The 24,965-nt window shown below is 68.7% G+C and carries 25 protein-coding genes and 1 other RNA gene; 11 read left to right on the top strand and 15 right to left on the bottom strand.

The window, feature by feature from the left end; all coding sequences use genetic code 11:
- Positions 1-2: 2 nt before the first annotated feature.
- Together lpxK and KB874_RS15295 are read right to left on the bottom strand one after the other, a co-directional pair.
- On the bottom strand, positions 3-995 hold the full coding sequence (gene lpxK / locus KB874_RS15300) for a tetraacyldisaccharide 4'-kinase (protein ID WP_212537426.1): 993 nt from the start codon (positions 993-995) through the stop codon (positions 3-5).
- Positions 995-2,194, bottom strand: a complete 1,200-nt coding sequence (locus KB874_RS15295; protein ID WP_212537425.1) for a 3-deoxy-D-manno-octulosonic acid transferase — start codon at positions 2,192-2,194, stop codon at positions 995-997. The genes lpxK and KB874_RS15295 overlap by 1 nt, the downstream gene beginning before the upstream one ends.
- A 225-nt stretch (positions 2,195-2,419) precedes the next feature.
- On the opposite strand from KB874_RS15295, the gene ypfJ reads away from it, so the two are divergent.
- Both ypfJ and KB874_RS15285 read left to right on the top strand, forming a co-directional pair.
- A complete protein-coding gene (gene ypfJ, locus KB874_RS15290; protein ID WP_212537424.1) occupies positions 2,420-3,262 on the top strand; it encodes a KPN_02809 family neutral zinc metallopeptidase in 843 nt (280 codons plus the stop codon).
- Entirely contained in the window at positions 3,228-3,776 is a 549-nt protein-coding gene (locus tag KB874_RS15285; protein WP_212537423.1) for a protein-tyrosine phosphatase family protein, read from the top strand. Before ypfJ ends, KB874_RS15285 begins: the two co-directional genes overlap by 35 nt.
- A 9-nt stretch (positions 3,777-3,785) precedes the next feature.
- Here the strand turns inward: KB874_RS15285 and ffs are convergent.
- An RNA gene (gene ffs / locus KB874_RS15280) (signal recognition particle sRNA small type) lies at positions 3,786-3,882 on the bottom strand.
- 78 nt (positions 3,883-3,960) lie between these two features.
- On the opposite strand from ffs, the gene KB874_RS15275 reads away from it, so the two are divergent.
- On the top strand, positions 3,961-5,070 hold the full coding sequence (locus tag KB874_RS15275) for a THUMP domain-containing class I SAM-dependent RNA methyltransferase (RefSeq protein ID WP_212537422.1): 1,110 nt from the start codon (positions 3,961-3,963) through the stop codon (positions 5,068-5,070).
- Here the strand turns inward: KB874_RS15275 and KB874_RS15270 are convergent.
- On the bottom strand, positions 5,067-6,968 hold the full coding sequence (locus KB874_RS15270; protein WP_212537421.1) for a bifunctional 2',3'-cyclic-nucleotide 2'-phosphodiesterase/3'-nucleotidase: 1,902 nt from the start codon (positions 6,966-6,968) through the stop codon (positions 5,067-5,069). The two genes, KB874_RS15275 and KB874_RS15270, sit on opposite strands and share 4 nt — an antisense overlap.
- 231 nt (positions 6,969-7,199) lie before the next feature.
- On the opposite strand from KB874_RS15270, the gene nudC reads away from it, so the two are divergent.
- The 4 genes from nudC (at position 7,200) to KB874_RS15250 (ending at position 10,937) form a co-directional block, all read left to right on the top strand.
- Positions 7,200-8,165, top strand: coding sequence for an NAD(+) diphosphatase (gene nudC / locus KB874_RS15265; protein ID WP_212537420.1), 966 nt, complete (start codon positions 7,200-7,202; stop codon positions 8,163-8,165).
- 75 nt (positions 8,166-8,240) lie between these two features.
- A complete protein-coding gene (locus KB874_RS15260) occupies positions 8,241-8,708 on the top strand; it encodes an SRPBCC family protein (RefSeq protein WP_212537419.1) in 468 nt (155 codons plus the stop codon).
- Between the two features lie 31 nt (positions 8,709-8,739).
- Complete coding sequence (locus KB874_RS15255; protein WP_212537418.1) at positions 8,740-9,534, top strand: DUF4198 domain-containing protein; 795 nt, start codon at positions 8,740-8,742, stop codon at positions 9,532-9,534.
- Positions 9,531-10,937 (top strand): FAD-binding oxidoreductase, encoded by a 1,407-nt coding sequence (locus KB874_RS15250; RefSeq protein WP_212537417.1) that lies wholly within the window; start codon positions 9,531-9,533, stop codon positions 10,935-10,937. The genes KB874_RS15255 and KB874_RS15250 overlap by 4 nt, the downstream gene beginning before the upstream one ends.
- 122 nt (positions 10,938-11,059) lie before the next feature.
- On the opposite strand, the gene KB874_RS15245 is transcribed toward KB874_RS15250, so the two are convergent.
- The 9 genes from KB874_RS15245 to KB874_RS15205 all read right to left on the bottom strand — a co-directional run bounded on the left by KB874_RS15245 (position 11,060) and on the right by KB874_RS15205 (position 21,096).
- Positions 11,060-11,803, bottom strand: coding sequence for a maleate cis-trans isomerase family protein (locus KB874_RS15245; RefSeq protein WP_212537416.1), 744 nt, complete (start codon positions 11,801-11,803; stop codon positions 11,060-11,062).
- Positions 11,800-12,939: a M24 family metallopeptidase gene (locus tag KB874_RS15240; protein WP_212537415.1), complete on the bottom strand. Its 1,140-nt coding sequence runs from the start codon at positions 12,937-12,939 to the stop codon at positions 11,800-11,802. Before KB874_RS15240 ends, KB874_RS15245 begins: the two co-directional genes overlap by 4 nt.
- The gene (locus tag KB874_RS15235; RefSeq protein WP_212537414.1) at positions 12,936-13,985 is read right to left on the bottom strand and encodes a pyridoxal-phosphate dependent enzyme; all 1,050 of its coding nucleotides are present in this window, start codon (positions 13,983-13,985) and stop codon (positions 12,936-12,938) included. The genes KB874_RS15240 and KB874_RS15235 overlap by 4 nt, the downstream gene beginning before the upstream one ends.
- A gap of 158 nt (positions 13,986-14,143) precedes the next feature.
- Positions 14,144-14,968, bottom strand: coding sequence for a 5-deoxy-glucuronate isomerase (gene iolB / locus KB874_RS15230; RefSeq protein WP_212537413.1), 825 nt, complete (start codon positions 14,966-14,968; stop codon positions 14,144-14,146).
- Positions 14,969-14,984: 16 nt separating this feature from the next.
- Positions 14,985-15,200 (bottom strand): hypothetical protein, encoded by a 216-nt coding sequence (locus tag KB874_RS15225; RefSeq protein ID WP_212537412.1) that lies wholly within the window; start codon positions 15,198-15,200, stop codon positions 14,985-14,987.
- Positions 15,197-16,096 carry a myo-inosose-2 dehydratase gene (gene iolE, locus KB874_RS15220; RefSeq protein WP_212537411.1) on the bottom strand — a complete coding sequence of 300 codons (900 nt, stop codon included), beginning with the start codon at positions 16,094-16,096 and terminating at the stop codon, positions 15,197-15,199. The genes KB874_RS15225 and iolE overlap by 4 nt, the downstream gene beginning before the upstream one ends.
- A complete protein-coding gene (gene iolD / locus KB874_RS15215; RefSeq protein ID WP_212537410.1) occupies positions 16,093-17,958 on the bottom strand; it encodes a 3D-(3,5/4)-trihydroxycyclohexane-1,2-dione acylhydrolase (decyclizing) in 1,866 nt (621 codons plus the stop codon). Before iolD ends, iolE begins: the two co-directional genes overlap by 4 nt.
- 80 nt (positions 17,959-18,038) lie before the next feature.
- Positions 18,039-19,931, bottom strand: coding sequence for a bifunctional 5-dehydro-2-deoxygluconokinase/5-dehydro-2-deoxyphosphogluconate aldolase (locus KB874_RS15210; RefSeq protein WP_212537409.1), 1,893 nt, complete (start codon positions 19,929-19,931; stop codon positions 18,039-18,041).
- A 133-nt stretch (positions 19,932-20,064) separates the two neighbouring features.
- Positions 20,065-21,096 (bottom strand): LacI family DNA-binding transcriptional regulator, encoded by a 1,032-nt coding sequence (locus tag KB874_RS15205; protein WP_212537408.1) that lies wholly within the window; start codon positions 21,094-21,096, stop codon positions 20,065-20,067.
- A 143-nt stretch (positions 21,097-21,239) separates the two neighbouring features.
- Between KB874_RS15205 and KB874_RS15200 the strand changes: the two genes are divergently transcribed.
- Positions 21,240-22,367 carry a Gfo/Idh/MocA family protein gene (locus KB874_RS15200; protein WP_212537407.1) on the top strand — a complete coding sequence of 376 codons (1,128 nt, stop codon included), beginning with the start codon at positions 21,240-21,242 and terminating at the stop codon, positions 22,365-22,367.
- A 121-nt stretch (positions 22,368-22,488) separates the two neighbouring features.
- Here the strand turns inward: KB874_RS15200 and KB874_RS15195 are convergent, their stop codons facing one another.
- Complete coding sequence (locus KB874_RS15195) at positions 22,489-22,791, bottom strand: hypothetical protein (RefSeq protein ID WP_249200535.1); 303 nt, start codon at positions 22,789-22,791, stop codon at positions 22,489-22,491.
- Between the two features lie 80 nt (positions 22,792-22,871).
- Between KB874_RS15195 and KB874_RS15190 the strand changes: the two genes are divergently transcribed.
- Entirely contained in the window at positions 22,872-23,459 is a 588-nt protein-coding gene (locus tag KB874_RS15190; RefSeq protein WP_212537406.1) for a TetR/AcrR family transcriptional regulator, read from the top strand.
- A 4-nt stretch (positions 23,460-23,463) separates the two neighbouring features.
- Here KB874_RS15190 and KB874_RS15185 read toward each other — a convergent pair whose 3' ends face one another.
- Complete coding sequence (locus KB874_RS15185; RefSeq protein WP_212537405.1) at positions 23,464-23,871, bottom strand: c-type cytochrome; 408 nt, start codon at positions 23,869-23,871, stop codon at positions 23,464-23,466.
- A 183-nt stretch (positions 23,872-24,054) separates the two neighbouring features.
- Between KB874_RS15185 and KB874_RS15180 the strand changes: the two genes are divergently transcribed.
- Positions 24,055-24,459, top strand: coding sequence for a PaaI family thioesterase (locus KB874_RS15180; RefSeq protein ID WP_212537404.1), 405 nt, complete (start codon positions 24,055-24,057; stop codon positions 24,457-24,459).
- A gap of 10 nt (positions 24,460-24,469) precedes the next feature.
- Complete coding sequence (locus tag KB874_RS15175; RefSeq protein ID WP_212537644.1) at positions 24,470-24,904, top strand: DMT family transporter; 435 nt, start codon at positions 24,470-24,472, stop codon at positions 24,902-24,904.
- The last annotated feature ends 61 nt before the right edge of the window (positions 24,905-24,965 follow it).

The raw sequence follows: 24,965 nt of genomic DNA, 5'->3' as shown, positions 1-24,965 counted from the left end.
GATCAGAGGCCAAGCCGGTCGAGGGCGGCATCGATCAGGCCCCAGTCGTCGATCTCCAGGCGGACGGGCAGGGTCAGCACCTTTTGCCGAAAGGACGCGGGCAGGCGCACCGCGTCCTTTTCCGTTGTGACCAATTGCGCGCCCAGCGCCCGCGCCTCGGCCTCCAGCCGCGCCATCAGGGCATTGGTCAGCGGCTGGTGATCCTCCAGCGCCTCGCCCCGCCGCAGGTCGGCGCCAAGCGCGCGCAGCGTGGCAAAGAATTTCTCGGGATGGCCGATCCCGGCAAAGGCCAGTGTCGGCAGCCCGTCCCAGTCCATGCCGGTCTGCAAGGGCGCCAGATGCCCGGTGACGCGGGGCAGGGTGATGGCATCGCCCCAGGTCTGCGTGAACCGGCCCTGCGCGCCTTCGGCCCCGATCGACAGCACCAGGTCGCCCCGCGCCATGCCCGCCGCCACCGGCTCGCGCAGTGGACCGGCAGGCAGGCAGCGCCCATTGCCGAACCCCGCCACCGCATCCACCACGATGATCGACAGGTCCTTGGCGACCGAGGGGTTCTGGAACCCGTCGTCAAGGATCAGCGCCTGCGCCCCGGCCTGCACCGCGGCTCGCGCGCCCTCGGCGCGGTCTTTCGCCACCCAGACCGGGCCGAAGGCGGCTAGCAGCAGCGGCTCGTCGCCCACGTCCTCGGCGGAGTGCATGTTCGGGTCGACGCGCAGCGGCCCGACCTCGCGCCCGCCATAGCCGCGCGAGACCACATGCGCCGTCACGCCGCGCGCCATCAGCCTCAGCATCAGGGCGATCACGGTGGGCGTCTTGCCGGTGCCGCCGGCGTTCACGTTGCCGACGCAGATCACCGGGACAGGAGCGCGGAACCCTGGCGGGCGGGCAACGCGCGCCGCGGTGGCACGCGCGGTCAGCGCACCCAGCGGCGCCAGCAGCCGCGCCTGCCAGCCCGGCGCCTCGGGCGGGTTCGACCAGAAGCGGGGTGGACGCATCAGGCCTTCCTCGCTTCCAGCGCGGCGGCGACGTCGGCGATCACCGCATCGACCAGCGCCGCGCCCTGGCTGACCACGTCCCATCCCGCATGGGCCATCGCCGCCGTCTGGTCCGGCGCGATCAGGTGCGTGACGGCGGCGGCCAGCGAATCCGCGTCGCGCACGATCCGTGCCGCACCCGCCGTCACCAGCCGGGAATAGGCGTCCAGCCAGTGCCCGACGTTCGGACCATACAGGATCGCCGTGCCCAGCGCCGCCGCCTCGTAGGGGTCGCGCCCGCCATGGCCCGACACCAGCGAACTGCCGAGGAAGGTCAGCGGCGCGAGGCGATACCACAGGCCCAGGTCCTCGGTGCCCTCGGTCAGCAGGACCTGCGTCGTCTCGTCGGGCAGCCCGCCCTCCTCCCAGCAGACAGCGCGCAGGGACAGGTCGGTGCAGGCGTTGCGCAGGGCGGGGGCATCCTCGCGCGTGGCGGGCACCGCGACCAGCAACAGACGATGCGCCAGCCGCACCGCCTGCCGATGCGCCCGCAGGACCGAATCCGCCTCGTCGGCGCGCAGGTACGCGGCCAGCCAGACCGGCCGCGAGGCCAGCGTGCGCGACATCTCGGAATGCAGCCGGTCCGAGCAGTCCAGTGGCATGCCCGCGTCCACCAGCCGCCCCGCCGGCCGGATGCTGGCGGGCTCGACCCCGAGCCGGCGCAGCCGGCGGGCAGCGCCGGTGTCGATGGCGTGGATCACGTCGAACAGCGCCAGCGCCGCCGGGGCCGGATCGGGGATCCAGCGCGGCGCGGGTGTGATAAATGCCGCGTCGGCGGCGTTGATCGCCAGCAGGCGCACCCGTGCTTCGGCCAGCGCATCCAGTAGCGCAGGGCGCAGCGCCTGCCCGGCCGAGATCGCCGCCACCGGCGCCAGCGACGCCACGAAGGCGGCGCAATCGGCGGACCGGTCGGGTGGCAGGGACACCGCAACCGCGCCACCGCAGAGCGGAACCGCTCCGGCACAAAACAGGGTCAGTTCCGGCATCTGCTGCAACAGCCGTGCACCAAGACCCGCCAGGGCGCGCCCGTTCTCACGATCCTCGGCCATCAGCAGCACGCCCGGCCCCTTGGGGCGGTCGGGCAGCGCCGCCATGTCGGACACAACCGGGCCGCGCCCGTAGGCGAGATAGGCCTGAAGGCTGAGCGCGCGGCGCGCCATGCGGTCAGTCCCGTGCGCCGCGCGGACGGGCCGTGCGGCATCGGGGCATTGGGTGCGGCAGCGGGCGCGCGGGCATGGATCTCTCACACTGGGCAGGAACCGCGCGGACCCTAGCGATTGCCCGGCGCACGTCAAGCATCGGGCCTGCCGCTGAGAGGTCAACAAAACGGTAGGCCCACGCGGTTTTCCGTGTATTATCTCCTGCGTTTCAGGGAGTGATTGAGCATGCGTCTGCGCAATGTCCGCCGCAGCAGCAACATCGAAGATCGCCGCCGCAGCGGTGGCAGCGCACGGGGGGCCGGTCTGGGAGGGGTCGGTCTGCTTGTGGTTCTGGCGATCGGCTATTTCGCCGGGATCGACGTGACACCGCTGTTGCAGGCCACGGGCAGCGGCGGGGGGCAGACCCAACCGCGCGAACTGAGACCCGAGGAGGAGCGCGCCGCCGATTTCGCCGCCCGCGTCCTGGGCACGACCGAAGTGGTCTGGTCCGACATCTTTCCGGCGCAGCTGGACATGGAATACACGCCGCCTGTGCTGGTGCTGTTCTCAGGCCAGACGGCCTCGCCCTGTGGCGGCGCCACGGGGGCGACGGGCCCGTTCTACTGCCCGACCGATGAAAAGGCCTATCTCGACACAGCCTTCTTCGCCTTCCTGTCGCGCCAGCTGGGCGCCAAGGGCGATTTCGCCGCGGCCTATGTCATCGCGCACGAGGTGGCCCATCACGTCCAGAACGAGATTGGCCTGCTGCCCGAGGTCAACGCCGCCCGCCAGCAGGCGACCGAAGCGCAGGCCAATGGGCTGACCGTTCGGCTGGAGCTGATGGCCGATTGCCTGTCGGGTGTCTGGGCGCGCAATGTCGACGGCCTGCTGGAACCGGGCGACCTCGACGAGGCGCTGAACGCCGCGCGCCGGATCGGCGACGACTACCTGCAAAGCCGCGCCGGGCGCGAGCCGCAACCGCATACATTTACCCATGGCACGTCGGAACAGCGGTCGCGCTGGTTCGCGACCGGATACGAAAGGGGCATGGTCGATGACTGTGACACCTTCGGGGCTCAACGTCTCTGAAGCGGTGGTGATCCACGCCCTGCCGGTCGGCGGTGGCATCCTTGCCCTCGCGCCCTTGCCCGGGGCGGGCGGCGACTATGCGGGCGACCTCGACCATATCGCCGCCTGGCGTCCGGCCTTCGTCGTGTCGCTGGTGACGGCGCTGGAGTTGTTCGAGTCGGGGGCGCAGAACCTGGGCCATCACATCCAGGACAAGGGCACCCGCTGGCTACACCTGCCGATCAAGGACTTCGGCGTGCCCGACGCCACGGTGGCCGAGACCTGGGCCAGCGTCTCGGCACAACTGCGGCGGGCGCTTCTGGGTGGCGGGCGCGTTCTGGTGCATTGCCGGGGTGGCTGCGGCCGCTCGGGCATGGTGGCGCTGCGGTTGATGGTCGAGGCGGGCGAAGCGCCGGACGAGGCGCTGGCCCGGCTGCGCGGCATTCGCCCCTGCGCCATCGAGACGGATGAGCAGATGGCTTGGGCCATGGCTGCAGAACGCCAGCCGGCGGTCTTTGTGCGTCACGAGGACTGAGCGGGAGATGGTGAGAGGCTGGACAGCGACCCAGACGGGGCTCGTTACGGCTGCTTCCTTCCGGACCTGACCGGGTTGGCGAGGCGCCTGCCCGCGCCAACCTCTCGACCGGTTATGTAATCGACACGACGCGTCATTGCAACAGCCCCTCGCCTTGCCCGCCAAAGGCGGATAAGCCGGGAGCATGGAGTCATTCGAGATCTTTCTGGCGGCGCAGCCGGGGCTGGAAGGCGCCCTGCTGGCCGAAGTGCGCGAGGCCGGATTCGCCGAACCGGTGGCGGTTCCCGGCGGCGTAACCTTGCAGGGTAGCTGGCCGGACGTGTGGCGCGCCAATCTGGTGCTGAGGGGCGCGGGGCGGGTCCTGGCGCGGATCGCCAGTTTCCGCGCGATGCACCTGGCGCAGTTGGACAAGCGCGCGCGCAAGGTCGACTGGGCCGCGCATCTGCGCCCGGACCTGCCCGTGCGGGTCGAGGCCACCTGCCGCCAGTCGAAGATCTATCACGATCGCGCCGCCCGCCAGCGGATCGAGCGCGCCATCGCCGAAACCGTGGGTGCCCCGATCGCCGAGGGCGAGGACGCGCCGATCCGCGTCATGTTGCGGATCGAGGATGATCTTGCGGTCATCAGCCTCGACACCTCGGGCGAGCCATTGCATCGGCGTGGGCACAAGACCTTTGTCGGCAAGGCGCCGATGCGCGAGACCCTGGCCGCGCTGTTCCTGCGCGAGGCCGGCTTTGACGGGACAGAGCCATTGGTCGATCCGATGTGCGGCTCGGGCACCTTCGTGCTCGAGGCGGCAGAGGTCGCCCGCGGCCTGCTGCCCGGCCGCTCGCGCAGCTTTGCCTTCGAGACCTTCGGCAGTTTCGACCCGGCGGCCTTTGCCGCGATGAAGGCGGTTGCGCCGCGCGACACGGACCTGCTGTTCCATGGCTCAGACCGCGACGATGGCGCGATCCGGGGCGCCGTTGCGAACGCAGAACGGGCGGGCGTGGCTGATTTGTGCCGTTTTACTCGTGCGCCGGTTGGTGCGTTGCAGCGCCCCGACGGCCCGCCCGGCCTTGTCATGGTCAACCCGCCCTACGGCGAGCGCATCGGCAACCGCAAGCTGCTGTTCGCGCTATACGGCAGCCTCGGCGCGGTGCTGAAAGAGCGGTTCTCCGGCTGGCGCGTCGGCATCGTCACCTCGGATGGCGGGCTGGCCAAGGCCACGGGCCTGCCTTTTGGTCCCGCTGGCCCGCCGGTTGCGCATGGCGGGCTCACGGTAAAGCTTTGGCTGACCGGGCCCTTGGGCTAGGGCCTGTCGTCCAGGTTCAGACTGTAGAGGCGAAAACCCTCTGGATCGGTGCCGCGCGGCTCGACCCGGCGGCCGCGCAGCAGGTCGAGGTGCCGCTCTGCCCCTGGCCCGGTGCGGAAAAGGACGGTCGTGTCGCGCAACGGCGCAAAGCCCCAGGGTGGATGTCGCGCCGGGGGCGGGTCGCTGTCGAGGTAGGCGCGCACGATCTCGGGGATCGGGGTGGCGAAACGCATCACCGACCGCCCGGGCCCGGTGCCCGGCAGGCTCCGTCCGCCCGAGGCGCGATGGTTGTTCACCGCCATCACGAAACGGTCGTTGTCCTGCACAGGTCTGCTATTGCAGGTCAGGTCCAGCACCCGCCCGTCCCGGTGATGTCCGTGCGGCCGTGACAGGTCGATGCGATAGTTCAGTCCGTCGATCGTGTCGCGCGCGTATCCGGGGATGCGCCCATCCAGCAATTCGGCATCCCGGCTGCCGGGCCTGACGCGGTTGTAGGCGCTGGCCGTGACCTCCAGCCAGGCGCGCAGGTCCGCCCCGGTCAACACCAGCGCGTGCAGGCGGTCGGGAAAGGGATAGAGATCGGACAGGTCGCGCAGCGCCACCGCACCCGCCGGAACGTCGGTGAAATGATCGGGCCCGCCCAGTTCGCCGGCCTTCATCGGTGCGGCGGCGGCGAGCACGGGAAGCATCTCGAACTCGGTGCCGCGCAGGTGCTCGCGCAGGAAGCTCCGCATTGCGCCTGTCACAGTCTCGAGCGCGGGGTCGCAGCCGATCATGGTGAAGTAGCTGACCAGTGGCCGCGCTGTGCGCGTCACCGTCTGTCGCATGTGGTCGAGTGTCGCCTCGTGCAGCGGGCGCGTCAGCGTCTCGATCGCGGGATCCTCGGCGACCAGCGGGCGTATGGCGCCGGTGCCGTCGCGCGCCGCGACGGGGCGCGCCTCGGCCCGCGATCCGGTCACACGCCAGCGTCCGGTCCGCGGGTCATGCGCCAGCCGCAGGTCGATCACCCCGAGATGTGAGCCCTGCATCCCCGGCATCACCGCCGGAATCCCGGCGACGGTGCCGAGACCGGGATCGACCTCGGGGTGTCGCGCCGTTCGCGGGGGCGTGGTTTCGGGAAACACGCCATGCACGTGCCCCATCACCAACGCGTCGATCCCGCCCATGCGGGCCAGCGCAAGGCAGGCGTTTTCCGGCCCTTCCGCCCGGTGGTCGAGGCCAAGCCCGCCATGGGCCAGCACCACGACGACATCGGCGCCGGCAGCACGCAGCCGGGGCAGGTGCGCCCGCGCGGCCTCGAGCACGTCGCGCGAGTCCAGCGCCCCGTCCAGCTTGCCGCCTTCCCAGGTCACGGTCTGCGGCGGGATCAGGCCCAGGACCCCGATGCACAGGTCGTGCAGCGCCCCGGTCTCGTCCCGCATCCGCCGCCGCAAGAGGGCAAAGGGCGGTACGAAAGGCGTATCCAGGTCCGGCGTCGGCCCGCGCCGGCGCACGATGTTGGCGCAGACCACCGGATAGGCCGCGCTTTGCAGCGCCCCTTCCAGGTAGTCGAGGCCAAAGTTGAAATCGTGGTTTCCCAGGGTCGCCGCGTCAGTGTCCAGCGCGTTCAGCGCCTCGACGATCGGGTTCAGCGTGGGCGCCGCCTGCGCCGTGTAGTCGCCCGGCAGGTTGCCTTGAAGCAGGTCGCCATTGTCGAAAAGCAGGGTGTTGCCAACCTCTGCCTCGGCCCGCGCAGCGCGGATCAGGGTCGCCAGCCGGGTCAGCCCGCCCCCCTCTGCCGGGCGGTCGCCGAAATAGTCGTAGGCCCGGATCGCGGCGTGGAGGTCGGACGTCGCAAGCAACCGAAGCCGCAGGGTCGAACCGGCAAGCTGTTCCTGCGGGAAGTCCGTCTGACGCATCCTTGATCGCACTCCGCCCGGTTCGACACGGGGGTGCCGCGTCATCCGATTTCTCTCGCCGCGCGCGTAATCACGCGCGATTAACACAATCTGATACACGCATGGCGGGTAATGTCCATGCATGAGAGCGAATTGGAGCGCCCATCCGGGCCGATTTGCCCTCCAAGGCCCGTTTGCCTTCCGCTGCAGTTGCGGGCAGGGTGCCGCCGAGGACAAGAGCGGAGCTCGGGCATGGATCAGGTGACATTCGGCGGGTCCGGGCTGGACCGGGCGGCAGACTTGCGCACGGACGTGGCGGCGCAGGTCGAGGCCATGCAGTCGCCCGGCGCGCGGACAGTCGTGCTGTGGCGGGGCAAGCCGCTGGTCGAGGGGCTGGACGATCGCGATGCAAGGCTGGCACGCATGCCGCTGGATCACCCGGTTCTCGCCGACGCACGCGACGGTGTCATCCTTCTGGGCCGCGAGAACGGCGAGGCCGTGTTCTGCCACGACATCTCGGGCTGGGCTCCGCCCGACCTGGACGCGGCCCTGCTGGGTGGCTTCGCCGATCCGACCGAGCAGACGCATCCCGCCTGCGCGCCGGGCCAGCGCTTTGTCGAGTTGCGCCGGGTGATGACCTGGCTCAGCCCGCGCGACGCCGAACTGGCCGCCACGGCCAAGGCGATCCGCGGCTGGCATGCGACGCACGGCTTCTGCGCCCGCTGCGGCGCGGTGTCGGACATGCAGCAGGCGGGCTGGCAACGGGTTTGCGCCAGCTGTGGCGCGCATCATTTCCCACGCACCGATCCGGTGGTCATCATGCTGATCACGCGCGGCAACCGTTGCCTGCTGGGCCGCTCGCCGGGCTGGCCCGAGGGCATGTATTCCTGCCTCGCGGGCTTTGTCGAGCCGGGCGAGACGCCCGAGGCCGCCGTCCGCCGCGAGGTCATGGAAGAAGCGGGCATCGCGGTGGGTCGCGTCCGCTATGTCGCCTCGCAGCCCTGGCCCTTTCCCGCATCGCTTATGATCGGCTGTCACGGCGAGGCGCTGGACGACGAGATCCAACTCGACCCGGCAGAGTTGGAGGACGCGCGCTGGATAACGCGCGAGGCGCTGGCGGATGTGTTTGCCGGCCTCAGCACCGACATGCTGCCGGCGCGCAAGGGCGCCATCGCGCATTACCTTTTGCGCCACTGGCTGTCGGATACGTTGGAATAACCGCGCCGGCTGCGCTATTTTCCGTGAGGACGCGGAACGGCGCGGCAGGCAGAACAGCAAGAGGGCAGAGCGGACATGGAACTGATCGCCAGGGAGGATGTCGAGGCGCCGATCGAGCGCGTGTTTGCGGACATGAGCAATTTCGACGCGATCCAGCGGCGCGCGCTGCGCCGCGGGGCCCTCGTTGAACGCAAGGACAGCCTGACTGAGCCCGGCAAGGGCATGACCTGGGAGGCAACCGTGACCTTCCGCGGCAAGGAACGCGGGCTGACCATTGCCATGACGGAGTACGCGCCGCCCGAGCGGATGAGCTTTCACAGCATCTCCGGCGGGCTGGAGGCCGACACCACGTTTGAACTGGTGGCCCTGTCAAAGACCAGCACGCGGATTACCATGACCACCGTCCTGGTGCCCAAGACCCTGTCGGCGCGGTTGCTGGTGCAGTCGCTGAAGCTGGGCAAGACGCAGCTGGACAAGAAGTTCCGCAAGCGGATGGCGGGTCTTGCCACCGAGTTGGAAAACCGTCTGAAGAACACGGCCTGACGCGCCTCGCGCAGGCCTGAAAGGGGGAAGGATGCGCGCAGCGGTGCTGCTTGCCATGCTCTGGGCCGGAACGGCATCGGCGCATGAGTTCTGGATCGATGCCGAGGCCTGGCAGGTGCCGGCGGGAGAGGCGCTGCGCGCCGATATCCGCGTGGGCGAGACGCTGGAGGGCGCGGCCTACTCCTATGTTCCGCCGAATTTTCGCCGCTTCGAGATCGTTCAGGGCGGCGAGACCATCGCCGTCAGCGGGCGCCCGGGCGACCGGCCCGCGCTGAACATGGCGCCGCCGGGCGACGGGCTGGCAACCGTGGTGCATGTCACGAAGGACTACAATCTGACCTACAGCGAATGGGAGAAGTTCACCGCCTTCTGTGCGCACAAGGATTTCGTCGAGGTCATCGACCGGCACACCGCCCGCGGCCTGCCGCAGACCGGCTTTCGCGAGACCTATTCGCGCCATGCCAAGGCGCTGATCGCGGTGGGCGACGGCGCCGGGCAGGACGTCAATGCCGGGCTCGAGGTCGAGATCGTGGCGCTGGCCAATCCCTATACCGACGACGTGTCGGGCGGGATGCCGGTGCAGGTCTTCTACCAGGGCGCGCCGCAGGCCGATGTGCAGGTCGAACTGTTCGAGCGGGCGGCGGATGGCTCTGTCGCGGTGACGACGACCCGAACCGATGCCGAGGGTCGCGCCCTGTTGGTGGTGCGTCCCGGCCACATGTATCTCGCCGATCACGTCGTGATGCGCGAGTTGCAGCCCGCGGCCGAGGGCGACCCGGTCTGGGAAAGCCTCTGGGCTTCGCTGACCTTTTCGGTGCCGGAATGATCCTTGACGACCTGACGGCGGCGCTGGGCGCGGATTGCGTGACGACCGGCGCCGACATGGCGCCGTGGTGCCGGGACTGGACCGGGCAACATGCCTGGACGCCGCTTTGCGTTATCCGGCCGCGCGACACCGCCGGTGTTTCCGACGCGCTGCGCCTGTGCAACGCGGCCCGTGTGCCAGTGGTGCCGGTTTCAGGCAACACCGGGCTGGCGGGCGGCACGCTGGGCGAAGGCGCGGTGATGCTGTCGCTCGACCGGATGAACCGCATTCGCGAGATCCGCTCGGACGCCCGGCTGGCGGTGGTCGAGGCGGGCGTGATCCTGTCCACGCTGCACACGGCGGCAGAGCAGCACGGGCTGGCCTTTCCGATGACCTTCGGCGCGCGCGGCTCCTGCATGATCGGGGGGATGCTGGCGACCAATGCGGGCGGGTCCAACGTGCTGCGCTACGGCAACACGCGCGACCTGGTGCTGGGGATCGAGGCGGTGCTGGCCGATGGCCGAGTCGTCAACCTGATGAGCGCGCTGCACAAGGACAACTCCGGCCTGAACCTGAAACACCTGCTGATCGGCTCCGAGGGCATTTTGGGCGTAATCACGGCGGCGGTTCTGAAGCTGGTGCCAAGGCCCCGCGCCTTTGCGACGGCCATGGTTGCCGCACCGGGGCTGCCGCAGGCGCTGCGGCTGCTGAACCGCTTGCAGGAGGCGACGGGAGGCGCGGTCGAGGCGTTTGAATACATGGACCGGGTCTTCATGGATCGCTACGCCGAGATGCATCCCGAGGCGCAGGAACCCTTCGATACCCGGTTTGACGTGAACCTCCTGGTCGAGGTTGGTGCCACCGCGCCACGCGACGTGGAATCCGATGCAGACGGCGTGATTCCGGTGGCCGCCTATCTTGAGGGCGTGCTGGCCGACCTGCTGGAGGAGGGCGCCGTTCTGGACGCCACGGTGGCGCAGTCCGAGGCGCAACGGCGGGCCTTCTGGGCAAGGCGCGAGGCAGCGGCCGAGATCACCATGTCGCGCAAGCCCATCGTGCTGTGCGACATCGCCGTGGCGACCGACCGGGTGGCGGTGTTCCTCGAGGCGATGCAGGGGCGGCTTGCGGGGCTGGACGCGGGCGCGGTGGCGATCAACGTCTCGCACCTGGGCGATGGCAACGTGCATTACTCGGCCTGGCCGTCGCGCGACGATGCGGGGCTGAAGGACGCGATCACCGAGGCCGTGGAGGACGAGGTGCTGCGTCTGGGCGGATCGTTCTCGGCCGAGCATGGTGTGGGCGTGGCCAAGCTGAACTCGATGCGGCGGCGCAAGGATCCGGTCGCGCTGGCGGCGATGCGGGCGATCAAGGCGGCGCTGGACCCGAACGGCATCCTGAACCCGGGCAAGGTGTTGCCGGGCTGATCCGGCAGGGCGCGCCTGCGGCGCGCGCAGGATGTCGCGTCCTCCGGCTGCGCCTTCGGCCTCTGGCCTGCGCTGCGCTTGGCCGGCGAGGGGCTCTGCCCCTCGCACTCCCCGGGATACTTTCAGCCGGAAGAAGACAGAAGGCGGCCCGGGGCGGTCGCGGACGTGTCGATGCCCGCCAGCTGTGCCATGTGCCAGGCGAGGACCAGATTTGACGACAGGACCGGCAGGCCGGTCTGGGCCTCGAGCGCGGGGATGGCGTCGAGCGTGCGCAGGTTGGTGCAACTGAGGAACAGCGCGTCGAAGCCACCCTGTTCAGCGAGGGTCGTGGCCGCTGCAATGATGGAGGCGGTGTCGATGCGGGCGACGCGGGCCTCGTCGGCGATTTCGAAACTGCCGAACACCGGCGTGGCGATGCCCGCGGTATCGAGCCGGTCGAAGAGCTTGCGCGAGACCGGCTCGATATAGGGCGAGAGCACTGCGAGGCGGTTTATGCCCAACGCGCGACAGGCGGCTATGAGGGCAATGACGGGGTTTGTGGGTTCGGCCCCTGGATGCACGGCGCGCAGGTGGTCCGAGACCGTCTCGGGGCCGATCTGCGCCGCGCCGGAGGTGCAGGCATAGCCGAGGCTGGCGAGTGCGACACCTTGCGGGAACAGGCTTGCCGCGCGGGCGAGGTCGCCCTCCATCGCAGCCAGCGTCTCGGGCGTGACCTCGGCCCCCGAGGGGATCCGGCTGACCAGCAGTTCGGCCTTTTCCGGCAACAGGCGGCGGAAGTCGAGCTCGATCGTCTCGTCGCTTTGCAGCACGATCAGGCCCAGTTGCGGGGCGCGGTCCGTGGTCAGACGGTGCGGCAGGGCGGTCATATCACCGGTATCTCGAGCGGGGCGGGGGGCGAGAGCCACTCGGGCCCTGTCTCGCGGATGACGATGTTTTCCTCGTGCACGAGGATGCGGCCCGGACCGAGCGTGACGGCGGGTTCCAGCGTCAGCACCATGCCGGGTTCGAGAACCGTTTGGTCGGCGGGGATCAGCGAGGGCGGTTCGGTCAGTTGCATGCCAAGTCCGTGGCCCAGGCGACCGGCATCGGTTTCGCCGACGATCCGCGCCATGACGTGGAACAGGTCGGCGGCGGTGGCGCCGGGGCGGGCGGCGTCAAAAGCGGCCTGCGTTGCCTCGACCAGCGTGGCATGGCCGCGAGCGACCTCAGCACTCGGCTGTCCCACGCTGTAGTTCCGGTCAAAATCGCAGAAATAGCCCTGCCGGATCAGCCCGGTGTCGAGCATCAGCACGTCCCCCCGTGCCAGCGGCACGTCGGTCGCGGGCGATATCACGTCGCCATAGCCGCCCGGCGCGGAGGCGCCTGCCACGTAGGGCACCCAGTCGGCGCCCTCCTCGAGGCAGAGAGCCTGAAAGCGGCGGAACACGGTTTCGAGCGGCACGCCTTCTGCCGCGATCTCGGACACGCGGGCAAAGGCGCGGCCGGCGATGGCGCAGGACTGGCGAATCAGGGCGATCTCGGCCTCGGACTTCACCATGCGGGCGATGCGCATCGTGCCTCCGTCGCCGGCAAAGCGGCGGTCGGGTAGCAGGGCCTGAAGCCGCGCCCAGTCTGCCAGCGGCATGCGCAAATGGGTGCCGTCGTGATCCGGCGCGGCGATCGCGCCGCCCGGAGGCACGGTCTCGGCCAGGGCCGCGGCAAGAAGCGAGACGCCATCGTCCTCGTAGTCGGGCGAGGACCAGGTGCGGATGTCGGCGATCCAGCCCTGTCCCATCAGGTGTGCGCCGATCGAGGGGATGACCGCCACGGGGTTGCCGCTGGCCGGAACGACGATGAACCAAGGGCGCGTCGGGCTTTCCCAGAAGCGTGTGAGGAAGCCGGTAACGTGGCGGATGTCGGAGTCGGTGGTCAGCAGCAGCGCGTCCAGACCCCGTGTCGCCATCAGCGCCTGCAAGCGGTCGCGCCTTGCGTGATATTCGGTCGGCGGCAGCAATAGGGTCATGCCCCGGCTTCCTCGGAGAGAACGGTGAGGACGCGGGATTTCCCGTCGAGCCCGAAGGTGGTCCGCGTCTGGCGGTCCATGGCCAGCAGGGCCGCGATGCCGGCGGCGCCCGAGGGGGTCGAGGCGAGGCGGTGACGGGTGGCGGTGTCGGTGCCCTGGCGCGCCTCGTCCTCGGTGATCGTCAGGAACAGGTCGGCGTCCCGCGCCAGCCCCTTGAGCGCGATAAGCGAGGGTTCCTTGCAGTCGAGCCGCCCCATGATCGAGACCGGGCCCTGTGTCGTGACCGGCGCGCCGGCCTGGATCGAGGCGAACAGCGCGGGTGCAGCGGTGGGTTCCACCACGGCGATCGTCGGCCCGTCGCCCAGCCTGCCGCGCGCCACCGCGGCGGCGGCAGCGGCCAGCCCGCCGACACCGGCCTGAAGCAGGACATGGGTGGGCGGTTCCGGCATCCGGTCCAGCGCCTCGTCCATCAGGACGGTGTAGCCCTCCATCAGAAGGTGGGGCGCGTCCGTGTAGCCTTGCCAGGAGGAATCCGACAGCAACACGCCCTCGCCGCGTGTCGCGGCCTCGGCGGCGGCGGTCATGCTGTCCTCATAGACGGCGCCGGCGCGGACGACCTCGGCGCCTTCTGCCTGCAGGCGCTGGGCAAAGGTTTCGGGCACGGTGTGGGAAAGGTAGATGCACGCCCTGGCGCCGAAGGCCGCGGCGCCCGCGGCGACAGACAGGCCGTGATTGCCGGCGCTGGCGGCGATGTAGGTGCGGCCGCGCGCCTCTCCCTTCGCGCCATCATGGGCGATCACGTTTGCCGCGCCCAGCGCCTTGAAGCTGCCCAGACCCATGCGCGTGCGTTCGTCCTTGACCCAGAGGCTGCGGATACCGGCGATGTCGGCCAGCGTCTCGGCCGAGACAAGGGGCGTTTCGGCGGCACGGGGACAGCGGGCAAGCAGAGCGCGAGTGGCTGTAGAGTCGGCGGCGGGAAAGGGAACGCCCGAGAGGGCGGGATGATCGAGGCCTTGGCGGCGAAAGGGGTTTTCCAGGTGATCCATGCGGTCATTGGGACAGGTTTGCTGCTGCCGATCAAGGACTATTGCGGCGGCGCACCGGTGTCCTGCCGAGGAAGGGGGCGCTGCCCCCGTCGCGTTCCGCGACTCCCCCGGAGTTTACCAGGCAAGATGAAGCGGCGGGGCGCCGCGCTCTGGTGTCGTCAGGCGTCGCGCTGCGCGATCCAGTCGTGGTCGGGATGGTTTTGGAAGCGCCACTTGCGCAGCGGCCCGGCCATGACGTTGAGGTAATACATCTCGTAGCCGTAGGGCGCGGCACAGGGATGGTGGCCCCTGGGCACCAGCACCACGTCGTGATCGCTGACAGACATCGTCACGTCGAGGCTGCCATCCTCGGTAAAGACCCGCTGATGGCCATAGCCCTGCGCCGGGTTCAGCCGGTGGTAATAAGTCTCCTCGAGATATGTCATGTTCGGAAAGTCGTCCTCGTCATGCCTGTGCGGCGGGTAGGAGGACCAGTGGCCCGAGGGCGTATAGACCTCTGTCACCAGCAGGCTGCCGGCGACATCGCGTTCCTCCATCGCGATGGGGTGGATGTAGCGGGTGTTGGCGCCCTTGCCGCGCGTCACCTGGCCGATGCCTTCGGGGCCGATCACCTGCGCGGGGTGATTTCCGCGAGCGGGAGCGGTGCAGACGGCCAGCGTGCAGGCGGTGGTGGCCACGGCCTGCCAGGACTGCCCGCCGGGAATGTAGACGCAGTGCGGCGGGATGCGCTCGAAGACGCTCATCCGCTCGCCCAGTTCGCCAAAGTCGCGGCCTGCGCCGGTGATATGCGCTCGGCCCTCGACCAGCACGAGGATCACCTCGGTGTCGCCAGTGTCGTCCTGCGCAACCTCGCCCGGTTGCAGCCGCCACAGGTCGAATCCGACAAAGGCCCAGTCGGGCGCCTCGGACGACCGGGCCGTATCCGGCGTGATGTGATGCACGCGGCCGGTCTGGCCGGCGGGTTTTCTCAGAAGGTCGGTCATGTCGGCCCCTTTCACCTCATTCCGTCTTGTCGTCGCGCCCGGGCCTGTCCCAGGCTACGAAGAACTGGTGCGCGCACCACGTCCCGGCGGCGGCGAAGAGAACCGCCCACCAGGTGTTGCCGTGAAACGCCTCGAAACCCGCCCAGCCATAAGTCACGACGACTACGGCCACCCGGCGCCAGATCGGCTTGAAGACCGGGTGGCGGACGTCGAAGGCGTCCTTGAGGCTCATCGCGCGATGGTCAGGCCGGCGCGGGCGCAGACCTCGACGATGTGCTCGTAGCCCTTCTTCGAGTATTCGTAGGGCGGCGCCTTGGCCGGGTCCTGTTCGGCCTCGACCACGATCCAGCCGGAATAGCCCATCGCCTTCAGCTTGTCCGCGACCTGCTGGAAGTCGATGCAGCCATCACCCGGCACGGTGAAGGCGCCCGCGATCACCGCGTCGAGGAAGCTGCGGTCGTTGGCGCGCACATCCCGCACGATCTCGGGGCGGATGTCCTTGAAGTGGACATGCCGCACGCGGTCGGCCCAGCTGTTCAGCGTGCGCATCACGTCGCCGCCGCCGAACAGCAGGTGGCCGGTGTCGAAGCACAACTGAACTGCCTCGCCAGAGCTCTCCATCAGCCAGTTGACGTCGTCCTCGTCCTCGATGATCGAGCCCATGTGGTGGTGGTAGGCCATGGGCATGCCCTGGTCGGCCATCCACTTGGCCAGTTCGGTCAGCTTGACAGCATAGGCAGTGACCTGGTCGCGCGTCAGCTTGGGGCGGTTGTTGACCGGGGTACCGATCTGTCCCTGAACGGTGTTGGAACACTCGGCATAGACGATACAGGGGCTGTTCAGGGCGACGAATTGCTCGACCTGCTGGCGGACGGCCTCGATCTCCTGTTTCACGTCGTTGACCAGCAGGTTTCCGGAACACCAGCCGCCGCAGAGCGCGATGCCCGCGTCGTCGAGGTAGCGCCGCAGCCCTTCGGTGTCATGCGGCATACGCTGGCCTCGCTCGACCCCGGTATAGCCGATCTCGACGCTTTCCCTCAGCGCCTGCTCCATCGTGAAGGCGGCGGTCAGGTCCGGCAGGTCGTCGTTCTGCCACGCGATGGGAGAGATCCCGATCTTGACGCTCATTGCGTGTTTCTTTCCTTGAGTGCCGCTTCGTAGGCGGCGCGTTTCTCGGTGACTTGGGGACGTTCGGAAACCTCGGGCACGGCGACCTCCCACCAGGTGCCGCCATGCGGCGTGCTGGGATAGGGATCGGTGTCGATCACCACGACGAAGGGGCCGGTGGCGTCCTTCGCGCGGGCCAGCGCCGCTTCGAGTTCGGCGATGGACGAGACATGCACCGCTGCTGCGCCCATGCTGGCGGCATGGGCGGCAAAGTCGATGTTCGACGGGTTCACGTGCGCCGTGTGGTCCATTAGGTTGTTGAACTCGGCCCCGCCGGTGCCCATCTGCAGTCGATTGATGCAGCCGAAGCCGCGATTGTCGGTGATGACGACGGTGATCTTGATCCCCATCATCACGGCGGTCGCCAGTTCCGAATTCGCCATCATGTAGCTGCCGTCGCCCAGCATGCAGACCACGTCGCGGTCGGGTTCGGCCATCTTGATCCCCATGGCGCCGGCAATCTCGTAGCCCATGCAGCTGAAGCCGTACTCCATGTGATAGGCGCCGGGGCGCGGGGCCTTCCACAGCTTGTGCAACTCGCCGGGCATGGTGCCGGCAGCGCACATGACCACCGTGTCGGGGCCGGATGTGCGTTGCACGGCGCCGATCACCTGCTGATCGGTGGGCAGGGCGTTGCCTCCTGCTTTTTGGCCTACCACTTCGCTGCTTGAGGGCGCAGCGGGCGCGTCGGTCAGTGGATCGACCTTTGCAAACCAGTCGGCCTTCAAGGAGGGGTCGGGTGCGTCGGCCTGCCACGGGCCGATTTCCAGCATCATCTCGGTCAGGGCGACCTTGGCATCCGCCTGCAAGGGCTGCGCGCCGTGCTTCATCGCGTCGTATGCTGCGACATTGACGCTGACCAACCGGCGGTTTGGGTTGCGGAACAGCGCCCAGCTGCCGGTGGTGAAATCCTGGAACCGCGTGCCGACACCGATCACGACATCCGCGGCGGCGCAGACCGCGTTGGCGCTGGCAGCCCCGGTGACGCCAACGGGGCCGAGGTTCAGCGGATGGTCCCACGGTAGGGCGCTTTTCCCGGCCTGCGTCTCGACCACGGGGATGTGGTGCGCCTCGGCGAAGCGTTGCAACTCCTCGCAGGCGTCGGCGTAGTGCACACCGCCCCCGGCGACGATCACCGGCTTTTTCGCGGCGCGCAAGGCGGTCACGACGCGATGCAGTTCATGCGTGTCGGGGCGGGGGCGGCGGCGGTGCCATGTCTGCGGGGTGAAAAAGGATTTGGGATAGTCCCAGGCCTCGGCCTGCACGTCCTGGCAGAAGGCCAGCGTGACCGGGCCGCACTCGGCCGGATCGGTCAGCACGCGCATGGCGCGGGGCAGGGCGGTCAGCAGGTGCTCGGGTCGGCTGATCCGGTCGAAATAGCGGCTCACGGGGCGGAAGCAGTCGTTCGCGGATACGGTGCCGTCGCCGAAATCCTCGATCTGCTGCAACACGGGGTCGGGGCCACGGCTGGCAAAGACATCGCCCGGCACGAACAGGACCGGCAGGCGGTTCACATGCGCCAGCGCGGCGGCGGTGACCATGTTGGTTGCGCCCGGCCCGATCGAGGACGTGACCATCATCGCACGCTGCCGTTTCAGCTGCTTGGCATAGGCGATGGCGGCATGGGCCATGGTCTGTTCGTTGTGGCCGCGATACGTCGGCAGCGCATCGCGCATCCCATACAGGGCCTCGCCCAGCCCGGCCACGTTGCCATGGCCGAAGATCGCCCAGCACCCGGCGATGAAGGCTTCGCCCGCTTCGGTCTGCTGCGCGGCCAGCCAGCGCACCATCGCCTGGGCGGTGGTCAGTCGGATCGTTGCCATGATCTCCTCCTCTAGCCAGTATGTCTTCTGGCCCAATACATCCTCGGGGCTCCCAGGGGCGTCCCCTTCTTGCCTCCCGGTCAGCCGCGCGCGGCGTCCCAGTGGCCGCAGAGCCGACGAAAATTCTCGGCCATGTGCGTCACCGCCTGCCGGTCGGTCATGTCGCCGCTCATCCACGCCTCTGCCGCGGCGCCGAAGATCGTGCGTCCCACGGCAAAGCCCTTGACCAGCGGATGCCGTGCGGCGACGGCGAAACTTTCCTTCAGCGCAGTCTCCTCTGCTGCGAGGCCCAGCACCACGATACCACGGGTGTGGCGGTCGTAGCGCTCGATCGCATCGACGACGGCCGACCATGCGGCGTCCGAGGTCATCGGCTCCAGCTTCCACCAGTCAGGGTAAACGCCAATGTCGTAGAAACGCTGGATCACCTGCGCTGCCGTGGTGTCATCTACCGGGCCGACCTTGGACGGGATCACCTCGAGCAGGAATTCCAGCCGGTTGCGGCGGGCGGCGTGGAACAGGCGCAGGACGGTTTCCTCGTGATGTGCCCAGGTCTGCGCGTCGTCGTCCGGGTGCGCAAAGCACAGGCATTTCACCACGTGCTCCAGCGGCCATTCCGACAACCCGCCGAAATCCGGCCCGATTTCGGGTTCCAGCATCAGCGGGCGCGATCCGGGCCATTCGACGGGGCGCCCGATCCACAGGCCCGTGCCTGCCGCCTTGAACAGTGCGTCGCGCCCCAGCCGGCCATCGCAGAGCAGGCCATAACCCGGCTGGTTGCCCGCCACGGCAAGGCAGGCCTCGAGGCAGAGCGTCTTGAACGCGCCGATCTTGTCGGGGGTCGCGCCCGGCAGCTCTTCCATCTGCATCCGGTGGTCGAAGGCGAAGACCCGCATCACCGGCCAGTCGCCCCGGCGGTTGGTCGCCCAGTGCACCTGTTCCAGCGCGACATCCTTGCGCAGCGCCCTTTCGCGGACGCCGCGTTTCAGGAAGAACTGCAATTCCTCCCAGCTGGGATAGGCGGGGGTGCAGCCGTGGCGCGACACGGCGAAGGCGCCGCAGGCATTGGCGTATGTCAGCGCGGTGGGCCAGTCCTCGCCATCGAGCCAGCCCTTGAGCAGCCCGGACATGAAGCCGTCGCCCGCGCCCAGCACGTTGAACACCTCGATCGGGAAGCCGGGGCCGCTTTCGCCCTCGTCGAGCGTATCGGGGATCGCGCCGGTAAACGCCGCGGCGCCCATCGGCCCGCGCTTGCACACCAGTGTCGCGTTCGAGACCTTGCGCACTTCGCGCAGCGCCTCGATCGTATCGGTGCTGCCCCCGGCGATGTGGAATTCTTCCTCGGTGCCGACGATCAGGTCGAAGAGATGCAGCGTCGCTTGCAGCTTTTCGGTCACCTTCTGCGAGGCGATGAACCGTTCCTCGCCCGCACCATGACCCGCCAGCCCCCAGAGGTTCGGGCGGTAATCGATGTCCAGTGCGGTCTGCATCCCGTTCTCACGGGCGATGCGCAACGCCTTCAGCACCGCAGCCTCTGTGCGTGGATGCGACAGGTGGGTGCCGGTGGCGACGACGGCGCGCGCCTCGGTGATGAAGGCGGGGTCGATATCCTCTTCGCCCAAGGCCATGTCGGCGCAGTTCTCGCGGTAGAAGATCAGCGGAAACTGGCTCTGGTCGCGGATGCCAAGCAGGACCAGCGCGGTCAGGCGTTCCGGGTCGGTCCTGACCCCGCGCACGTCTACGCCCTCGCGCGCCAGTTCCTCGCGGATGAAGCGGCCCATGTGCTCGTCGCCGACCCGGGTGATCAGAGCTGATTTCAGCCCCAGCCGCGCCGTGCCTGCGGCCATGTTGGTGGGTGACCCGCCGATGTACTTCTGGAACGAGCCCATGTCCTCCAGCCGCCCGCCGACCTGCGCGCCGTAGAGATCGACAGTAGAGCGTCCGATGGTGATCACGTCGAGCGGCTTGGTCATGGCAGGGGTTCCGGGCATGTCGTCGGCTGCCGAGAGGTTTGCGGCGCGCGGGTCTTCGCGTCAATCGGGCGAGGGCGGTTTCCTGTCACCGATGCAAGAATTCATGACCATATCTGATGATGGGATCCCATCATCAGATGGATTCTGGCAGGTAGAGGTCAGGATTCAGGAAATGTTGGCCCGGCACCGCCGGGCGGTCGGACTGGGCAGCCGCGCTCATCAGTGAGACGGTCTCGGCAAAGAGCCGCGACAAGGGCGTGGCGATGGCCATGGTCACATACCGGTCGGCCAGCGCGGCGCGGCTTTCGGGGGTTAGTTCATGCACCACCATCGCCACATCACCGGGGCGGCGCACCTCGCGCAGGGCTGCGATGGCCCCTTCCATCCCGCCGCCGGCGCAATAGAGGCCGCGCAGGTCGGGTTGCCGGTCGAGCAGGTTCAGCGTCGCCTCGTAGGTCAGTTGCCGGGTCTCGAGGTTGACCATCGTATCCAGCACCGAGAACTCGGGCGCGAATTCCCTCAGGTAGGATCGGAACCCGGTTTCGCGCAATTCGTGGCCGTGCCAGCGATAGCCGCCGACGAAAACCGCCATCTTGCCGGGCTTGTGGATCGCGGTGGCCAGCATCTGCCCGGCGATGCGTCCGGCCTTGAGATTGTTCAGCCCCGCATAGCTGTGTCGCACGCCCTGCGCGAAGTCGTTGAGCAGGGCGAAACAGGGCGTGCCGCTGTCCTGGACGGTCGTGACCGCTTCTGTCACGTCGTGATGGGCGACGGCCGTGGCGGCCAGCACGTCGCAGCGCCGCGCCATCTCTTTCATGAGGCGGGCGAATTCCGAGGGCGCCTGCGAGGTGGCAAAGGCGAATTCGGCCCGGCCACGGATGCCGGGCGCGGCCTGCACCGCCGCTTCGGCCGCAGCGCGCATTGCCTGCCAGAAGGCCTGGCGTTCCTTGTGAAAGACAAAGCCGAAGCGGATTTCCGGCAGGTCCGCCGTCATCCGCTGCCCGATGAGCGAGGCGGCATGGTAGCCGATCTCGCGCGCCGCCTGGTAGACGCGGCGGGCGGTTTCCTCGCGCACGCGGGCGCGACCGTTCAGAACCCGGTCGACGGTGGCGACGCTGACGCCGGCGGCCTCGGCGACATCGGTGATGGTGGGGCGACGGGCCATGCCTGTCCTTCTTGAAATAAAGCCATCATCAGATGACAGTCAGAATGATGGGTTGCAAGGAAAACCTTCCTTGCATTCCACGCTCTCTTGCGCGGCCGCTGGGAATCCGGCACCGCGGCACAGACGCTGGCAGGGAGGTCGGGATGAAACCGCTGGGCATCGGTCTGATCGGGACGGGGTTCATGGGCAAGGCGCATGCGCTGGCCTGGCGCGGGGCGCGGGCGGTGCTGGGCCGCAACCTGCCCGAGACACGGCTTGAGCTGCTTTGCGATACGCCCGCCGACAAGGCGCGGGACATGGCCGACCAGTTCGGTTTCGCCCGGGCCACCGACGACTGGGAGGCGCTGGTGCGCGACCCGGCGGTGGACGTGGTCTCGATCACCACGCCGAACAACCTGCATCACCGCATGGCGCTGGCGGCGCTGGAGGCGGGCAAGCATGTCTGGTGCGAAAAGCCCATGGCGCTGACCCTGGCCGAGGCCGAGGAGATGGCCGCAGCCGCCGCGCGGGCGGGCACCGTCACGCTGCTGGGTTACAACTACATCCGCAACCCGGCCTTCCGCCACGCGCAGAAACTGATCGCCGAGGGGCGGATCGGGCGCGTGGTGCATGTGCGCGGCTGGGTGGACGAGGATTATCAGGCCGATCCCGACCTCGCCTGGACCTGGCGGGCGCGGCTGGCCGATGCGGGGCTGGGCACGCTGGGCGACCTCGGCTGTCACCTGGTGTCGCTGGTGGTTGGCCTGTGCGGGCCGATCGAAAGCCTGATCGCCGACACGCAGATCATCCACCAGACCCGTCCGCTACCCGATGGCTCGGGTCGCGGGACGGTCGAGAACGAGGATACGGCAACCGCGATCCTGCGGTTCGCAAGCGGTGCGCAAGGCTCGATCAGCACATCGCGGTCGGCCTGGGGGCGCAAGAACCGGTTGGATGTCGAGGTGCACGGGACGAAGGGCATGATCTGCTTTGCGCAGGAGCGGATGAACGAGCTTCAGCTTTACATCAACGAGGGGCCGAAGGGCGAACAGGGGTTCCGAACGATCCTCACTTCGCCGGAGCATCCGCCTTTTGGCGCCTTTGTCCCGGCGCCGGGGCATCAACTGGGCTTCAACGACCTGAAGGTCATCGAGGCCGGCGACCTGCTGGCCGCGATCCGGGACGGCGGCGCGGCCTATCCGTCGATGGCGGATGCGCTCGGCTTCGAGCGGGTGATCCACGCGATTGCCGACAGCGCCCGGGCAGGCGGAGTGCGGGTGAGCCTGGGGTGATCCAGCGGCGCGCGCCTTCGGCGCGCACGGGATGTCTCGGCCTGCGGCCTCGGGTGCGGGGCCTCTGCCCCCGTCGCGCATTGCGCGCGACTCCCCCGAAGTATTTGCAGTCCAAGGAAGCCTAGTCGATGGCGCGCAATTCATCGGCCCGGCGTTTCAGAAGGGCGATGCGGGCCTCTTCGGTGGCGCTTGCGCGGTGCGTGGCGAGGCGGCCGGCCTGCGCGTCCAGCCTTGCGGCGCGGGCCTCGATCGCGGCGATGTCCTCTTCGCTGGCGCGTGGCGTGGGGCCGGTCAGCAGGCTGTCGAGCGGCAGCAACGCGGGGTAGGGTGCGCGGGCGATACCGGGCGTTTCCGCCGCGTCCAGTTCGGGGAACTGGGTGCAGGCGGTGAGCAGGATCGCAAGGCAGGGGGCGAAGAGGCGCATGGCATCGTGATGCCGCAGATTTCGCGGCGGGGCAAGCGGCGGGCTTGATCTGAACGTGCGTTCAGATAACCATGGCGCGCATGGCCAGAACCCAGGGCAGTCATTCCGAGATCACCGGGCCGCGCGTGCGCGAGGCGGCGTTGCAGCTGTTCGCCAAGCATGGCTATGCGGCGGTCTCGATGCGCCGGATCGCGTCGGAGGTCGGGGTGCAGGCCGGCGCGCTCTACAATTACACGCCGGACAAGCAGGCACTTCTGTTCTCGCTGCTGCGCGGGCACATGGACGACCTGCTGGCGGCGCGGGCTGAATTGCGCGACGCCGGCGGGGCGCTGGTCCGGCTGGAACGTTTCGTGCGGTTCCACATCGCCTTTCACCTCGAGCGGCCCGAGGCGGTGTTCATCTCCTACATGGAGTTGCGCAATCTCGAGCCCGAGAACTTTGCCGTGATCGAGGGGCTGCGCCGGGAGTATGAAGGACAGCTGGAGGCGATCCTGCGGCAGGGCGCGGCCGAGGGCGTGTTCGACGTGTCCGACGCCAAGATCGCGGCACTGGCGGTGATCGCCATGCTGACGGGCGTTACCACCTGGTATCGCAGCGGCGGGCGCCTGTCGGTGCCCGAGGTGCAGCAGATCTACTGGACCATGGTGCGCAAGGCGGTGGCGGCCTGACGGTTCAGCGCGCCTGCTGGATGCTTTCAAGGTATTCGACCAGCGCAACCAGGTGGCGCGGTGTCGGCGTCGGCTTGCCGTCGCCGGAATCGAAGGGGACGAGGTCGCCTTTCAGCAGCTCACCGAATTCCGGCATACCGGGCAGGTCGATGTTGGAGCGGGTATAGCCATCGACGGTGGACATTACCTTGGCCCGCGGAAAGGTTCCGCCGTTGCGCAGGGCGATCAGCGTCAGGTCGGCGGGGACCCGGGTCATGCTGCGCGCCATTTCGCCATCGCCGCGCCCGTTTTCGCCGTGGCAGATCGCGCAGTTTTCCATGAACAGGGCGCGTCCGTCCTGCGGGCCCGGCATTTCGGGGTCCATGCATCCGGCCAGCAGGGCCGTGACGGACAGGATCAGGAATGCGCGCATGGGTCTGCCTTTCGCTGGGTCTGCTTCTTGGTGGCAAGGCGCGGGCCCGGGTGCAAGCGGTTTTCGCAGGGGCCCGGGACGGTGGCGGTTGACTGCCTTGTCGCGGGCCTGCGATCCTCGTCATGCGGACGTGACAGCGTCGCCGCTTCGCGCCAGAGTGGCCGGGGGTGGGGGAGGAATGCCATGACGCCAGACGCGGCCCAGGCCTGGTTGGAAAAGAATTTCGCGCCCTGGGTGCTGGCCCTGTCGCCGCGCGTTACAGGAATCGGTCCCGGAGGCGCCGTGCTGGAGATCCCGGTGACCGATGCAGTGGCCCGTGTGGGCGGCATCGTCTGCGGGCAGGCTCTGGCGACTCTTGCGGATACGGCGATGGTCCTGGCCTGCGCGGGCGAACTGGGGGAATTCGTGCCCGTGGCGACGACCAATCTCGAGACCCGGTTCCTGACTGCGGCGCGGGGGCAGGCGGTGCGCTGCGAGGCGCGGGTGATCCGGGCCGGGCGGGCGCTGATCTTTGCCGAAGCACGTCTGTCGAGCCTGCCCGAGGACAAGCCGGTGGCGGCGGCCAGTGCCACGTTCTTCAGGCCGTGAGGATGAGACGCTGATGCACTATGCGCTTGTGATGATGCTGGCCGGGATCGGCATCCCGATGCTGGCGGCGACGAACGCGGCTCTGGGAATGCGGCTTGGCTCGCCGGTGGCGGCGGCGGTTATCCTGTTCGTGGTGGCCTTCGCCGTCAGCCTGACGGTCTGGCTGGTCCGGGGTGCGGGCGGGCTGGGGCAGGTGCTGACGACGCCGTGGCACTTGTTCACGGGCGGGTTCTACGTCGCCTTCTACGTCCTGTCGGTGACCTTCATCGCTCCGAAATTCGGTGTCGGGAACGCGGTGTTCTTTGTCCTGCTGGGCCAGTTGGTGAGCGCTGCGGCGATCGACCATTTCGGCCTGTTCGGGGCGCGGGTCAGCCCGCTGGACGGGACGCGTGCGCTGGGCATCGTGGTCATGGCGCTGGGCGTCTGGATCACCCAGCGCGCCTGATGGGCCGCTGCGGCGCGCTTTTGGCCGCATCGATGTCCGAAAGCGCCTCTCGGGTGCGGTG

It is taken from the genome of Thetidibacter halocola, from assembly GCF_018224955.1.
GTDB lineage: Bacteria > Pseudomonadota > Alphaproteobacteria > Rhodobacterales > Rhodobacteraceae > Thetidibacter > Thetidibacter halocola.
This window is presented reverse-complemented; position numbering and strand designations above follow the sequence as displayed.